Source organism: Pseudoalteromonas sp. P1-30 (assembly GCF_001400005.1).
Classification (GTDB): Bacteria; Pseudomonadota; Gammaproteobacteria; order Enterobacterales; family Alteromonadaceae; genus Pseudoalteromonas; species Pseudoalteromonas atlantica.
The window spans coordinates 1-16,004 of the sequence record NZ_LKBC01000012.1; the positions used below are offsets into that span (position 1 = coordinate 1).

Consider the following 16,004-nt stretch of genomic DNA (forward strand, 5'->3'; position numbering starts at 1 on the left):
ATCTGTACGAGTGCCCACACAGATGATTGCTTTATATTGTTAAAGAACGTTGCGATTAAAGCGTTAAACTTTATCTCGCTAGGGCTGCGCATCTTACGCTTTCCTATTTTTTTGTCAACACTTAATTTTGTTAAACTTGAAAGTTTTTAAAATTAAGTTTTACTCAACTCACTGAGTAGCTCGTGCCTCGCTATGCGTTGCGCTCTGTCGTCTCAGTGGGGTCGCATTATAGGGAGAACGGATTTTTACGCAAGCGTTTTTTAATAAAAACTATAAATAAAAGCTCTTTCGTGTATTTTTCACTCTAAAGAGCCAAAAGCAGTACAAAAAACAAACTAAACCTATATGCAAAGCCCAGTTTGTTTTAAATATAACGATGTATAAAACGCAAAAAGCACCTATAAGGTGCTTTTAAGTTAATTTATTAACTGCGCGTATTAATACAAAATACTATAAAGCTTTCTTCTGTATTTCGCTGCAAGTGCATCTCCATCTGGTAGAGAAGCGATAATTGCTAAAAAGCTTGCTTTAGCGTCATTAAAGTTAAGATCTTTTTTAAGTACGCTGAAGAGTGTTTCGAGTGCTTCTTCTTTTCGTCCTGCATCATTTAGCAATTGGCTTAGCTCTATTTTCAGGTCTAAGTCATTTGGGTACTTTTCTACTTGAGATTGCTTTTCTTTTATCTCTGGCGAGTCGGTAGCTTCTAGAGCCGCTTCGCATTTAGCTTTTATATTATGAAAATAAGCATCTTGCTCTTGGGCGTCAATGGTATCAATGAGTGCTTGAGCATCATCTAACTTGTGTATTTGAATGCATATATCGGCTAATACAAGCTTTATACGTGCGTTTGCACTGTCTATTTCATACGCTTGCTTTGCGTAATTAAATGCAGCATTTAGGTCCGACTTTAATAATGCTTGTTTTGCTTGTTCAAGAAGTAGGTCCTGTTGCGCTGGTAAATGCTTACTCAGGGCTTCGCGAATTTGCGCGTCTGTTTGTGCACCCGCTAATAAATCTACTGGAGCTGAATCTTTTAACAATACAAGTGTAGGTAATGTTTGCAAGCCAACCTGCTGCGCTAATTGCGAGGCGAGTGCTTGTTCTGCGTCACAATCAAGATTAGCCACTACAATATGGTCTTTATATTGCGTAGCTAAATTTTCTAATATACCGATTTGGCTAATACACTCAGGGCTTTGTGGCGAGTGGAAGTTAAGCAGCACCAACTTTTGTTGTGATGTTTCACCGAGTACTTGCTGAAGGTTTTGTGCGTTGATACTAACTATGTTGCTCATTGAATTAATTGCCATATTCATTTATTTAGGTTTTTATATGGAGACGAACATAATAAATACAAGTATTAAATACTTTCAAATAATGAGGGAAAACATGAAAATCACCTATCTAGCTGCAGCATTTATGATAGCAAGCCCACTTACTTACGCTAAGTCACTAAACTTAGATTTAACTAAGAGTATGCCAGCTATTGAAAAGTTTTACCTCGACTTACATCAATCTCCAGAGCTTTCATATCACGAACAAGAAACTGGCCAAAAAATAGCATCGCAATTAACAAACCTTGGGTTTGACGTAACAGATAATGTTGGCGGCTACGGTGTGGTAGGGATTTATAAAAATGGCACCGGCCCTACAATAATGATTCGTACTGATACTGATGGCCTACCAATCACAGAGCAAACCGGTAAAGCTTATGCATCTAAAGTACAAGTGACCAACGAGCATGGGAATAAAGTAGGTGTAATGCATGGCTGTGGCCACGATATACATATGAGCTCGTTTATTGGTACTGCTGAGCAACTTATTGCCCATAAAAATAAGTGGCAAGGAACGTTAATGATGGTTGCTCAACCTGCAGAAGAAGTTGGCGGTGGAGCAAAAGCCATGTTAAGTGAAGGCTTATTTAGTAAATATGCTAAACCTGATCATGTTATTGCGCTGCATGTTAGTGCCAGCGTGCCTGCGGGTAAGGTATCAATGAAAAATGAATACACCATGGCAAGTGTTGATTCAGTAGATATAACTATAAAAGGTAAAGGCGGACACGGCGCCTACCCACACACTACCGTAGACCCTGTAGTTATTGCGGCGCGTACGGTATTAGCATTACAAACAATCACAAGCCGCGAGCTTTCTCCACTTGAGCCTTCCGTTGTGACTGTGGGTTCTATTCATGGTGGCTCAAAGCATAATGTGATTTCCGATGAAGTAAAACTACAGCTTACGCTTAGAAGCTACAACCCAGAGGTACGTACGGCGCAAATAGCAGCAATAAAACGTATTACAGCGGGTATTGCTCAAAGTGCTGGCCTTACTGAGTCACACTACCCTGTTGTTCACGTTCATGAAGATGAATCTATTCCATCTACTTACAATAACCCTCAGCAAACTAATATAGTTAGGAGTGCTATTGCTGATGCAATTGGCGAAACTAATGTACTTGAGACAAAAGCGGTTATGGCTGGTGAAGATTTTGGACTGTACGGTAGAACTGATGAAAACATTCCTATTACGTTATTTTGGTTAGGTGGAGTAAACCAGCAGCAATATACAAATGCGATGAAAAGTAACCAAACACTTCCTTCATTACACTCAAGTAAATTTGCACCAGATTATAAAGTAGCATTACCGACCGGTATAAAAGCCATGAGTAACGCTGCAGTCGCATTATTTAATAAAAAATAAGCCGTATTTGAGAGCTCAGCGATTAAGTGGTTGCTGAGCTCTTTTTATAATTTGATTTTTTAAATGCTGCTTTTTTACCACCCTTAGCAAAGCGCTTTTTAGGTGGTGTTTTAGGTAGCTTTGAAAATACATGGCTATCACAACTAGCTGCTTGCTGTACAAAACCTTCAAGCTCCACCAGCAGTGGTTGTAAAAATTGTTGGTAGCTCATTGCTTGTTGAGCAATGTTGCCTAAACTCGCCTCCCATTTAGCGGTCAAATCGGGGCTAGCTAAACCCTCTGGTAAAACACTAATAAGTGCCAAGCCTGTTTGCGTTGCTTTAATTGATTTACCTTCGCGCTTTAAAAAACGACGCCTAAATAATAATTCAATAATGCCTGCGCGGGTTGCCTCTGTTCCTAACCCATCGGTCTCTTTGAGTATTTTTTTAATTTGTGAATCTTTCACATAACGACTAATGCCGGTCATGGCACTTAGCAATGTTGCATCAGTAAAATGAGACGGTGGCGTAGTGTGTTTTTCTACCACTTCACCTTTAGTGCAGTTAAGCGCCATGTCTTTTGTTAAATGAGGCAAGGTTGCTTCATCTTTTAGCTCGGCTTTGCCCATTAATACCTTAAATCCTAGGCTTACATCTTGCTTTGCATTGGCTTTAAATAAACCTCCCGCAATTGTTACCTCTACTTTAGTTTCGTTATAAATATAATCGGGGTAAAACTGAATTAAATAATGCCTACTAATAAGTTGATATACTTTTGCTTCATCAGGCGCCAAAGTCGCTGTTTTTAGTTGTTTAGCGGTAGGTACAATTGCATGGTGTGCAGCCACTTTTGCATCGTTAAAACATTTGCTGCGTTTTTTAGCGTCTGCCCCATTCACAAACTCAGTATTTTGACCGCCATTAGCTGCAATTGCTTTTAAAATTGCAGGCGCATCTAAATGATGCTCTTTAGGCAAATAACGATTATCAGAACGAGGGTAAGTAATTAACTTATGACGCTCATAAAGCGTTTGGCAAATATCGAGCACTTGCTGAGCTGCCATACCAAATGCCTTTGCAGCATCTATTTGCAGTGCCGATAAATTATAAGGCAGCGGCGCGCTTTGTTTTTTTTGTTTTTGTTCGAGCGCTGTAACCTCGCCTGGTTGATTGGCTATTCGCGAGGCGACGTTTTCGGCTAATGCATTATTTAAAACGCGGCCCTCTTCATCTTGGTACGGCTCGCAGGCTTTGCTTGGTACCCACTTGGCCACAAAGCTTTGCTGCTCAGGGGTTATTAAATGCGCCAACACTTCATAAAATGGTTTTGACACAAAGTTAGCTATTTCGTTATCACGGTTAACCACTAAACCTAAAATTGGGGTTTGTACGCGACCCACCGACAACACATTGCCAAAGCCTGCTTTTTGTCCCGCCAGCGTATAAGCACGCGTAAGGTTCATACCAAATAGCCAATCTGCACGTGAACGCGCAAGCGCCGACACACTAAGCGGAATAAATTCACGATTTGAACGCATGGCAGTAAGCGCTTTTTTTACCGCCGCTAAATTTAAATCACTTATAAGTAAACGCTGAATGCTTTGCTTTTTGGTTTTACTTATTTTGGCTTGCTCTATGACTTCATCAACCAACAATTGGCCTTCGCGATCGGGATCCCCCGCATGCACGAGTACTGATGCCTGCTTAATTAGCTTTTTTAAAATAGTTAATTGCTTACGCGTTTTCGTTTTTGCCTTGAGCTGCCATTGTTCTGGCACTATGGGGAGGTGTTCAAATTGCCACTTTTTAAAACGCGCATCATAATCATCAGGTTCAGCTTGCTCAAGTAAGTGCCCTATACACCACGAGACACAGTCACCATTAGCCACTTCTATATAACCATCGTGTTTTTTATGTGGTTTTGGCAATGCATCAGCAATAGCTCTGCCAAGTGATGGCTTTTCTGCGATATAGAGTTTCATGGGAGTTGCTCATTAACTGTTTATATGAACAGTAGTTTAGCACAGCTATTTAGAAGGTGGAGCGCTTTCTATTTTTGAGGGGGAATTACTTTTTTTAGCGAAAAGCATAATTAAAGGTAAATAACACACTATGACGGTGCCAATGTTGATAAAGGGCATTAACGTTTTGTAAATAATGGTGCTGTAAGCTAAATCCCAAAGGTGACGGTCAACTAATCTGAATAATTGTAGTATAGGTGCGCCAATAACCACTAACTGACCAATAACGCATTGCCATAAATAAACTTTATCTTTTATTCCCCAATAAGCTATTAACGCCATCCATATAATATCGGTAGCCGCCCAAACTAAATAACGATAGATATAAATATCGTCAAACTCTCTCAAGCTAGAGGCTGTTATCCCCCCAAAGAAGAAAAAAGCGACGGTCAGTAATGCAAATCTAAAGGCTAAGTAATCTTTAAATATAAAAAATATAAAAAGAGCCGGGCTTAGCATAAAGACCCAGCTTTTACTTAAAATACTAACGAAATACAAAAACCAATCAGGCAAAATGTTTTACCTTATTTTTCTTTTGTATCGTCGTCGGTACCATCACCATTACCTGGCATATCACAATATTTAATTATAACTTTCACAGCGCATCCATTACATATGTTAAGGAAATGTACTTTAAGCTAAAATAATGAGCTTGCCAAGATACTTTGGTGATCAAGTACCTTAAAAAGAAACTTAATTAGAAAAATTAGCGCCCGCTACTCGCCTAGCGCACATCAATAGGGTCTGACTCTTTAGCCTTACCTTGTAAGATTGATATTTCTACTCGGCGATTTCTACGCCTATCTTCGTTTGAATCATTCGGCACAAGTGGACGAGTATCAGCACGCCCTACTACCATCATGCGGTTTTTATCAAACCCTTGTACCGTTTGTAATTCGCTTGCGACTGCTACAGCACGCTTTGACGATAAGTCCCAGTTATTAATATATAACTCGTTAGAAACCTGAAAATCATCGGTGTGACCCGATACCGTAATTTCTCCAGGTACATCTTTTAATAACTCACCAATATCTTGAATTATGGGCTTAAACTTAGGTTGTAAAAAAGCACTGCCAGAGGGAAATGAGCCATTTTCACGGATACGAATAATGATTTGCTGCCCTAAAGATTCAAGCTCGATTGCACCATCGATAATTTGTTTTTCGAGCTGTTGCGCTATTTTTTTTACTAACTCGTTAGTTTGTTCTTGATCGGCGGCTGAAGTTGCTTGCTCTGAAGATTGCTGCTGCGATGTACTACGTGACTCGCCACCACGTTTATCGCCACGTTGCTCTTGTCTACCACCAGCAGAGCTTTCATCACCCGCTTGAAATTCTAACATTTGCTGGGTCATTTCAACGGTTTGTTGCTGAATGGTTTCTATCGGGGTAGGTTCAGGCTTACCAGGGGTAAATTCCATAGCAATAACCGAGGTCCCTTTAGGGATATCTTTTACTTCTATTTTGTTTTGCACACCAAATGCAAACTTCATCGAGCCTGCTATTTGCTTAAATTTAAGTACATCCATTTCTGAAAACGCGAGCAAAAGTACAAAAAAGCACATTAAAAGCGACATTAAGTCGGCAAATGTTCCCATCCAAGCAGGCAGACCTGGGGGTGGGCATTTGCACTCTTGATCAGACATGGTTACTCCTCGGTATCTACTTTGCGCTTAGACTCAGCAAGGTAGTTTTTCAAAATACCTTCAATTACTTTCGGGTTTTGGCCATCTTGAATACCTAAAATAGCATCCAGTATTAGACGCTGATTCATGGCTTCTTCGTCTTTACGAAGCTCCAGTTTTACCTGAATAGGAATAGCCACTACATTTGCTAAAAATGCACCATATAAAGTAGTTAATAATGCCACCGCCATTGCGGGGCCAATGGCTTTAGGGTCATCCATGTTAGATAACATAGCAACTAAGCCTATTAACGTTCCTATCATACCCATTGCTGGGGCTATATCGGCAAGTGACTTAAATAAACCGGCGCCCAGTTCGTGACGAGTTGTGGTTAAAGAAATGTCTTTTTGAAGCGTGGCACGAACTACATCAGCATCGTGGCCATCAACGAGCATATCTACACCTTTGCGCATAAAAGGGTTTGGTATTTCGGCTTCTTCGAGGGCTAAAAACCCCCCTTTACGGGCTGAATCAGCAAGTTCAACTGCTTTTTCAATCAGCTCTTCTGGCGATTCGATTTTAAACATAAATGCTTTACCAACAACCTTACCTATGCCCAAGAACTGCGACAAGGTAAAGTTTGATAACACAATAAATAGTGAGCCACCAAATACAATTACACTAGAAGGCGCATCGGCAAACATCCCCATTTCACCGCTACTACTCATAAACATGGACATGACAATTAAACCAATTGCGCCAAGGATCCCAATTATGGTTGCTAAATCCACATTTCCTCCAAAGTATTATACTTTGTTATTCAAACTTTTATTATTAACTGCTTATCGGCAAGATACTGAAATACTTAAGCCATTTTTGAAAAAAGTGTAAAACACTGTGTTTGGCCTAATTTTAGATCAAGATACCCTACTCGCCTAGCGACTGATTAATTTTATTGTACACAGTGAGCACTAATACGCATCTTATACATGGTAAAAATGCGATTTAAACTGATATAACTCAAAAAACAACGATCATCCTTTGACCTAGTTTAGCATTCCCCCTAAAATTGGCTCCTAAATTTATCATGCTGGCTGAAATTAAACATGGCGACTAAAAAACCTGAAAACCTAAGTTTTGAACAAGCACTCGAAGAACTATCAACCATTGTCGGTGAAATGGAACAAGGTGATTTATCGCTTGAACAGTCGTTAAAGCAATTTGAGCGTGGTATAGCCTTAGCTAACGCCTCAACGGGTAAGTTACAACAAGCAGAACAAAAAGTGTCTATTTTGATGGGTAATGACGTAAAAGCAGCGCTTACTTCATTTAACAACGATATGGAATAACCGTGAGCATACAAGAAAAAATAGAATGTGCTCAACAAGATGTCGTAAAGACCCTGCAACAGTACTTTGATCAACCCCTTGATACCGCACACACAGTAAAAGAAGCTACGCAGTACGGCTTATTTAACGGTGGCAAGCGTTTACGCCCCTTTTTAGTCTACGCAAGTGGTGAAATGCTTGGAGCTAATAAGCAAGATTTAGATATTCTTGCTGCTGCTATTGAGTGTATTCATAGCTACTCGTTGGTGCACGATGATTTACCAGCCATGGATGATGACGACCTTCGCCGTGGACGCCCAACTTGCCATATAGAGTTTGACGATGCGCATGCAATTTTAGCAGGCGATGCACTACAAACATTAGCCTTTGAACTTATCTCGGCTCACAATTTTACCTGCAGCGCATCAACACAAGTAAAAATGATCAGTGCACTGGCTAAAGCATCGGGGCTTGAAGGCATGGTCGGCGGTCAAGGGCTAGATATTGCAGCCACAGATAAAGTGATTACAGTACAACAGCTTGAACGAATTCATAGATTAAAAACGGGTGCCTTAATCAACTGTGCCATTACATTGGGTGCATTATGTAGCGAAAAAGCAGACAAACAAACCTTAGAAAACTTAAGTGTTTTTGGGTATGCTATAGGGCTGGCATTTCAAGTGCACGACGACATTTTAGATGTTGAAGGTGACACATTTACTTTAGGTAAGCCACAAGGCTCTGATTTAGCTGCTAATAAAGCAACTTATCCGGCCCTATTAGGTATGCAAGGTGCCAAGCAAATGGCGCAAAATTTAATAGAGCAAGCGCATCAAGCATTAAACAAAATAGATGCTGATACCTCTGTTCTAGCGGCGCTGGCAAACTACCTGATTAAACGTGACCATTGAGTGTTACATATACGTATTGCCATTTAGCACTGACATTATTACTCAACAGCGGTAACAACTAATAAGTTAGCACCGGTGTTAGCGAAGGATAAAATAAATACCATGACACTTGATAGTAGCAAGTATCCATTACTTAACTTGGTTGACGAACCAGCCCACTTACGCGATATAGCGCAAGATAAACTCCCTGCGTTTAGCAACGAGTTACGAGACTATTTACTCAACTCTGTTTCGCAAAGTAGCGGCCATTTAGCGTCTGGTTTAGGAACTGTTGAGCTTACCGTTGCTCTACATTATGTGTATAACACACCAGAAGATCGCCTTGTATGGGATGTAGGCCATCAAGCGTACCCGCATAAAATTTTAACGGGACGACGCGATTTAATGCATACAATTCGTCAAAAAGACGGATTACATCCATTCCCTTTTCGTGAAGAAAGCCAATACGATACCTTTAGCGTAGGCCATTCAAGTACCTCTATTTCGGCAGCACTTGGTATGTCTATTGCGGCTCAAAAAGAAGGCAAAGGCCGCAAAACTGTTGCCGTTATAGGCGATGGTGCCATTACAGCAGGTATGGCATTTGAAGCCATGAACCACTTAGGCGATGTAAAATCTGACATGTTAATCATTTTAAATGATAACGAAATGTCGATTTCTGAAAACGTCGGTGCGTTAACTAATCACTTTGCGCGTATTTTATCTGGCAGCTTTTACACAAATATTCGCGAAGGCAGTAAAAAGTTACTCTCTGGCGTGCCTCCTGTTAAAGAGCTTGCCAGTAAAGTAGAAGAGCACCTAAAAGGAATGGTTATTCCAGGTACCTTCTTTGAAGAACTAGGTCTTAATTACATTGGCCCAATTGATGGCCACGATGTAAATATGCTCGTAGATACACTGCGTAATATGCGTAATTTAAAAGGGCCTCAGCTTTTACATATAAAAACTCAAAAAGGAAAAGGCTATAAACCCGCAGAAGCTGATCCTATTGGCTATCACGGGGTGCCAAAGTTTGACCCTAATACATCAAGCTTACCTAAATCTAAACCTGGCGCCGCCACTTTCTCTAAGGTGTTTGGTGACTGGTTGTGTGATATGGCCGAGCAAGATAAAAAATTAATGGCTATTACCCCGGCAATGCGTGAAGGCTCAGGTATGGTGCGTTTTTCAAAAGAACACCCAGAGCAATATTTCGATGTAGCTATAGCTGAGCAGCACGCTGTCACATTGGCCGCCGGTTTTGCCTGTGAAGGGTTAAAACCCGTTGTAGCTATTTACTCGAGCTTTTTACAACGTGCGTATGATCAACTTATCCATGATGTTGCACTGCAAAACTTACCTGTGCTTTTTGCTATAGACCGCGCTGGTATTGTAGGCGCCGACGGCGAAACACACCAAGGTGCGTACGACTTAAGCTTTATGCGCTGTATTCCAAACATGGTTATTATGGCCCCAAGTGATACTAACGAGTGCCGCCGTATGCTTTATACCGGTTATAAGGCTAATTGCCCTGTAGCAGTTCGCTACCCTCGTGGTAGTGCCGGTACTGCCGATATTCAAAGCGAAATGACGCTACTAGAAATAGGCAAAGCCAATACCATTAAGCAAGGTGCTAAAATTGCTATTTTATCCTTTGGTACTTTGCTTGAAAACGCGCAACTTGCTGCAAATGAGCTAGGGGCAACGCTAGTTAATATGCGCTTTATTAAGCCACTTGATACAAGTTTATTAGATGAGCTTAGCCAAACTCATGATGTAATAGTAACGCTTGAAGACAACGCTATTTGTGGTGGCGCAGGCTCAGCGGTTAATGAATATTTAGCAGCGCAAAAAGCCAACCTAAAAGTGCTTAACTTAGGTATTCCTGATGAATTTATTAAGCACGGCACACAAGCGCAAATGCACGATGAAATGGGCTTAGGTGAACAAGGCATTTTAAATTCAATAAAATCGTTTATCGCTTAATTATTTTTGCTAGCTAGTTTTTAAAGGGAGCCCGATGGCTCCTTTTTTGTTTTTTATTTTTAAATATTTGCATCCAATGTGTATTTCTACGCGTTATCCCTATGAGGTTAACACAGTAAATAGTACGTACTGAGGAGTATAAACAGGCACGTTATTTACTTTCATTTGATGGAATATTAAAAGGTAAAAATGATGAAAAAAGCTAATTTAACTCACCTTCATACACAAAACAGTTCACTTAAACGCCCCCTTTATTTTTCAGCATTAGCGCTTGGGATAGTACTTGGTATTTCAGGGTGTAGCGGTGATGATGGAGAAAACGGTTTAGCCGGTACGCCGGGAGCAGATGGTCAAGATGGAAGCGATGGCACAAACGGTAACCCCGGCTTTAGTGCTGCCACGTTTATTTTAGCTAATAACGGTGAGCAAAACGCAGGCACTGTTGATTTAATAAACCAGAACGCTGCCAAATTAAAAACCTTTAATACCACTGCAAATGAAGGCGTAGCCTTTGATAGCCTCGGTAATTTAATACAAGCAAGCGACAGCGAAAATGGTAGCATTAAAACTATATGCCAACTTGTCAATCGCGATGATGGTGCAAGCTTTAGCACTAATCAAGACCGTGAAATTACAGGCCCTGCCACTACACTGGTTAATCCTAAGGGCATAGCGATTGCAAAAAATAGCGGGCTGATATTTATAGCTGATTTTGGTGCCATGCAAATTACCACATTTGGCAGTGCTGCAGCGGGAGATGCCGCGCCGCTTGCTACCACTGTTACCGAAGCCGCCCCGTGGGATGTTGATTATGACCACGTAAACGACCGACTTTATGTAGCACTTACCAACGGTGATGTCGCGGTTTATGATAATTTTGTAAGCGGTGAATTTACCGCTATGCCAAGTCGTACTATTACACCAAGCGATGCCGATGGTGTGCAAATATCGGTAAATATTCACGGTATTGTTTATGATGAAACCACCAATAAACTTATTTTATCGGATGTTGGTAGCGCATCAGATGCTACCGATGGCGCGCTTTTTGTTATAAATAATGCCTCAACTGCGCAAGGTAATACATCTGTTGCACGCAGTATTTCAGGCCCTGCGACTATGCTAGGCAACCCTGTAGATATTACCCTTGAGGGTAGCGATTTACGTGTGGCCGAAAAATCAAACGATGCAATTTTAGTGTTTAGTAATATATTTGCCGGTGAAAGTGGCGATATAGCGCCCGATTTAAGTACTGCGTCTACTAAGCCAGAGTCAATTACTAACACGCTAACTCAAAGCTCAATGGCTGATATATCAGATAGTACTGAGCCTAATATGGCGCTATTAGGCATAGCCGTATCCAGTAATCCAAGCACTGCGGGTGATACAACAGGCCAAATTAGCCGTTTAAATACAGCATTAAGTAGCGAACTTGCAAGCTATAATGCAAGCCAAACAATAGAAAGCGTTAGCTTTGATAAAGCAGGTAATAGCTACGCAACATTCAATAATGCCAGTACAGGAATGGGCGGAATCGTCATCTCTACTAAAGTGGCTTATAACCGTGATGGCGAAACATTTAACGCCAGCCAAGATAGACTGATTTCAGGAAGCAATACGGGCCTTATTTCACCTAAAGGATTAGATATTGCCTCCGATAGTGGAATGATTTTTGTGGCTGAAAATAATGAAACCACGCCGAGCATTGCTATATTTTCAAGCTGTGCCACCGGCGATGTATCACCTCTTATGACCTTAACTTTTGCCAATAATGCACGCCCGTGGGATGTTGATTACGACAGTAACACTGACCGCGCTTTTGTTGCGCTAACTAATGGCACTGTAGCGGTATTTGATCAAGTTAAAAATAAGCTACTAAGTGGCGAGACCACAATAAGTACAGAAGATAGATTAATTACACCTGCCAATAATTCACAAGCACTAGCAGGGCCTACCAATATTCATGGAATAGATTACGACTCATTAAGTGGTGCGTTAATACTTTCTGATGTAGGCAGCGCAGCCGTTGCTGACGATGGCAAAATTTATGTATTAAATAATACCGCAAATGCCTCGGGGCTAGTTAATATAAGCGCGACGATTAGCGGGCCCAATACATTATTAGGAAACCCTGTTGATATTATGTATAGCGGAACCGATTTATACGTTGCCGAAAAGTCTAACAACGTAGTTATGCGCTTTAATAATATTTTAAGTACCGCAGGGGGAGATATAAGTGCCGATGCAAGTATGGCATTTAGTGCTCCTGAGTCAGTGGCTATTTTACCAGCGTGGCTAAACCAGTAATTAAATAGCGTTACCCTCACCATGCCTAGCCTACTTTTGTAGGTTGGGCATTATCGCATCCACACTTTAATATCTGCTAAGCCATTACTTTGTAAAATACCCAGCTGCTGATCTACATTCGAATTTTGCTCAAACTCAAACGCATCCAACTGTTTATCAAACGTAATATTTGCCACACCGTCACCACCGCGTTTTTTAACCTGATGAAGCGCTATATCGGCTAAGTTTATCGACGTCTCCCAGCTTATTACTTGCCCACCTAAAAGTGGCAGTGGGTAAAAAGACCACCCCAATGAAGCCGTAATATTGGTTGTTTTACCGTTTGGTAATTGAAACGAATTTAATGCGATTGCTTGGCATAAATCAGAGGCATAGCTGTCAATCATGTTGCACTTAAAATCGCGCAGCAATAATAAAAACTCATCCCCACTCCAGCGTGCTACATAGTCAGAGCCTTGGGTACGCGAATTAAGTAACGCTGCCATTTGTTGTAAGCAGCTATCTCCTGCTATTGGGCCATACGCATCGTTTATACGGCTAAAGTTATCAAAGTTGATAATAAGCAGTACAAGTGACTTACCTTGCGCTTGTAAAGACTGCGCATTACGTTGGAAGTGCTCAATATCTTTAGGGAGCTGATCAAACAAAAAGCGGCGGCTACGTAGCCCTGTAAGCTCATCTGAGTGACTAACTAGTTTAAGCTGTGAGTTTACTTGGCCTAATTTATCGTTAGCTTGGCGCAGCTCTAATGTACGCTCTGTAACCAGGGCTTCGAGTACTTCTTGCTTACGGCGCTCTTGCGCTCTAAATACCCAAAAAATAAAGTAAAACAGTAAAATAAACCCACTAACAATTAGCAATCTAAAGTAAATAGTTTCGTCAAAGCGCTGCGGTACTACAAATGCATACTCGACAGTTTGCGCTCTGTCCCAATCTTCGCCTTGGCGTTTTGCCTCAAGCTCAAATAAAAATGACCCCGCCGGTAAATTTGTATAAATGGCTTCTCGGCGTGCATTAGCATAGCGCCAATCACTATCTAACCCACTTAACTTATATCTAAATTCAATACTATTTGGCGCATAATAATCGATAGCGGTGTACTTTAACGTTATGTCGCGCTCATCAGTATCTAGTAAAGGCTTTTCGCCCAATGCTGCGGTAGTTAACGCGCGCAGTGGTGTGGTCAGTGTTTCTACTTTAGGCTTTAATACATTTAGGCCAAATAGCTCGGTATTTTTAGGTATTTCTACAATGCCTTGTAAGCTTGGGTACCAAATTGAATAATCGGTCATGGCAACGGCATCGTGTCCTAAACCGTTACAACACTGGCTTGCTTTACCATCGAGCTGCCTATCAAAAGAAGAAATAACCTCTTCCACTTTTAAGCTCGACACCTCTGATTTAAATTGCGCTACTGGCATACGGTAAACACCTTTCATGGTACTTACCCATACACGCTTATAGGTTTCGTCATACTCTAGGCTAAAAATAGAGCCATAGGGTAAGCCGTTGGCTGCATCTAACTGTCGCCAATGCCCTTGTAAACTTCTGTAAAATAAGCCGTCATTAAGCGAGCCAATTAAAATACCTACACCATCTATATGTAATACGCTGGTGATGTATGCACTTTCGAGCGAAGTTTGGTCACCTATTTTTTCAATGCCACGGTCAGTAAAGTAATACGCCCCTTTACTGGTCCCTATTACACCAAAGTTTGCTTTATCGAGCACATACGTTATAAATTTACTGCCTAAAAAGGCATTGTATGCAAAGGGTGTTAACCCGCCATAACTTAGCCTATACAAGCCACGCCCTGTACCTATCCAAAAACCACCTTTGCTTGATGGGCTAATAGCGAATACCGGATTGTCGCGCAGCGCTCTGCCAGGAAAACTGTATAGTTTATCTTGCTCGTAAAAAAACAGCCCTCGTCCGGTCGCTATATATAAACGCGACCCATCAAACTGTAAGTCGTGTACTGTTGCACGGCCAAATTGCGCACTGGGTATTTTATTGACAAAGTTTTTATTTAAATCGAAATACCCAATACCACTTTTATTTGCCGCCCATAAATTACCATCGGGCGCTTGGCTGATTGCCATAACGGCCTCTGTCATTTGCGATAAAGCAGAGTGGCGTTCTATACGCCCTTCGTGTGCAAGCCATAAGCCTTCGCTAAAACTTGCAAGCCAAATATTATTTTGGCTATCGCGGTAAATATCGGCAAACCAAATACTTTGATCTAGCTGACTTGGCTCAACCCATTGCCACTCACCCGACTTAGCTCTAAAAAGCAGTCGTCCATACGTAGAAACCCATAAGCCACCATTGGTGTCGCTCATAAATTTATACACAGCTGAGTTATTCGCATTCGGTAGCGGAAAAGGTCTTAGCTCATCGTCTAAATCTAAAAAGTAGGCACCCAGTTCAGAGGCTAAATATAAATTACCATTTAAAAAAGACAGATCATGAACAATGGTTTGTGCTAACCGCTCAGGCAACGACACCTTAGCTGTTAACTCCAACCTGAGTTTTGAAAAATCTGAGGCGCTTTTAGTTAAGCGTAGTAAATGACGATCGTTGACAAGCCAAATCCCCTCTGGAGAAAGCGCCATTTGACTAACCGACCCCACTATTTGGGTGATCACAGTGGCATTTACAATAGGAACGAGTTCGTTCGCTTTATCACGTAAATCAACTTGGTTGCGGTCTACATAATAAAGCCCATTAGCTGCAATCCAAATGCTGCCCTTGGCATCTTCTAATATGTCTCTAACTGGGCCTTTAATATTAAATTCTTGTGCGGCAAGCGTTTGTGGGTTTATGACCACCAAGCCACTTTTAGTGCCCACCCACAGATAGCCATTACTATCTATGAGCAGTTTATTAATACCATTGCTTGGCAAAAAAGGACTATTTTGTGTGTTGTAATTAGTAAAAGTTGTGCCGTCAAAGCGGCTAAGGCCAAATTGCGTTCCGACCCACATATAGCCTTGCTGATCTTGCACAACACTTTTTAGCGATTGCGAGGGCAAGCCATCTTTGATATTCCATTGCTTAACAACGTAATCAGTAATAGAAGCCCAACTTGGCATGGCACACAACATAAGTACACATACCAGTAAAAATCGCATCATTTCGCTGCCACCTAGTTAAACAAATAAAAC

Annotated in this window: 11 protein-coding genes; 5 read left to right on the top strand and 6 right to left on the bottom strand. The window is 41.2% G+C overall.

The window, feature by feature from the left end:
• Positions 1–437: 437 nt before the first annotated feature.
• Positions 438–1,295: a tetratricopeptide repeat protein gene (locus AN395_RS15190; protein ID WP_024031324.1), complete on the bottom strand. Its 858-nt coding sequence runs from the start codon at positions 1,293–1,295 to the stop codon at positions 438–440.
• Between the two features lie 94 nt (positions 1,296–1,389).
• Between AN395_RS15190 and AN395_RS15195 the strand changes: the two genes are divergently transcribed.
• On the top strand, positions 1,390–2,703 hold the full coding sequence (locus tag AN395_RS15195) for a M20 family metallopeptidase (protein WP_054983480.1): 1,314 nt from the start codon (positions 1,390–1,392) through the stop codon (positions 2,701–2,703).
• A 22-nt stretch (positions 2,704–2,725) separates the two neighbouring features.
• Here the strand turns inward: AN395_RS15195 and AN395_RS15200 are convergent, their stop codons facing one another.
• The 4 genes from AN395_RS15200 to pomA form a co-directional block, all read right to left on the bottom strand.
• Positions 2,726–4,666 carry a DNA topoisomerase III gene (locus tag AN395_RS15200; RefSeq protein WP_054983481.1) on the bottom strand — a complete coding sequence of 647 codons (1,941 nt, stop codon included), beginning with the start codon at positions 4,664–4,666 and terminating at the stop codon, positions 2,726–2,728.
• Between the two features lie 45 nt (positions 4,667–4,711).
• On the bottom strand, positions 4,712–5,218 hold the full coding sequence (locus tag AN395_RS15205; protein WP_031289574.1) for a hypothetical protein: 507 nt from the start codon (positions 5,216–5,218) through the stop codon (positions 4,712–4,714).
• Between the two features lie 211 nt (positions 5,219–5,429).
• The gene (locus tag AN395_RS15210) at positions 5,430–6,350 is read right to left on the bottom strand and encodes a flagellar motor protein MotB (protein WP_004586875.1); all 921 of its coding nucleotides are present in this window, start codon (positions 6,348–6,350) and stop codon (positions 5,430–5,432) included.
• Between the two features lie 2 nt (positions 6,351–6,352).
• On the bottom strand, positions 6,353–7,120 hold the full coding sequence (pomA, locus tag AN395_RS15215) for a flagellar motor protein PomA (protein WP_004586874.1): 768 nt from the start codon (positions 7,118–7,120) through the stop codon (positions 6,353–6,355).
• 315 nt (positions 7,121–7,435) lie between these two features.
• Between pomA and AN395_RS15220 the strand changes: the two genes are divergently transcribed.
• The 4 genes from AN395_RS15220 to AN395_RS15235 all read left to right on the top strand — a co-directional run bounded on the left by AN395_RS15220 (position 7,436) and on the right by AN395_RS15235 (position 12,837).
• Entirely contained in the window at positions 7,436–7,678 is a 243-nt protein-coding gene (locus AN395_RS15220) for an exodeoxyribonuclease VII small subunit (protein WP_054983482.1), read from the top strand.
• Between the two features lie 2 nt (positions 7,679–7,680).
• Positions 7,681–8,568, top strand: coding sequence for a (2E,6E)-farnesyl diphosphate synthase (gene ispA / locus AN395_RS15225; RefSeq protein WP_054983483.1), 888 nt, complete (start codon positions 7,681–7,683; stop codon positions 8,566–8,568).
• Positions 8,569–8,670: 102 nt separating this feature from the next.
• Entirely contained in the window at positions 8,671–10,533 is a 1,863-nt protein-coding gene (gene dxs, locus AN395_RS15230; protein WP_054983484.1) for a 1-deoxy-D-xylulose-5-phosphate synthase, read from the top strand.
• Between the two features lie 192 nt (positions 10,534–10,725).
• Positions 10,726–12,837 carry a hypothetical protein gene (locus tag AN395_RS15235; RefSeq protein WP_054983485.1) on the top strand — a complete coding sequence of 704 codons (2,112 nt, stop codon included), beginning with the start codon at positions 10,726–10,728 and terminating at the stop codon, positions 12,835–12,837.
• A 50-nt stretch (positions 12,838–12,887) separates the two neighbouring features.
• Here AN395_RS15235 and AN395_RS15240 read toward each other — a convergent pair whose 3' ends face one another.
• Positions 12,888–15,974, bottom strand: a complete 3,087-nt coding sequence (locus tag AN395_RS15240; RefSeq protein ID WP_054983486.1) for a ligand-binding sensor domain-containing diguanylate cyclase — start codon at positions 15,972–15,974, stop codon at positions 12,888–12,890.
• Positions 15,975–16,004: the final 30 nt, after the last annotated feature.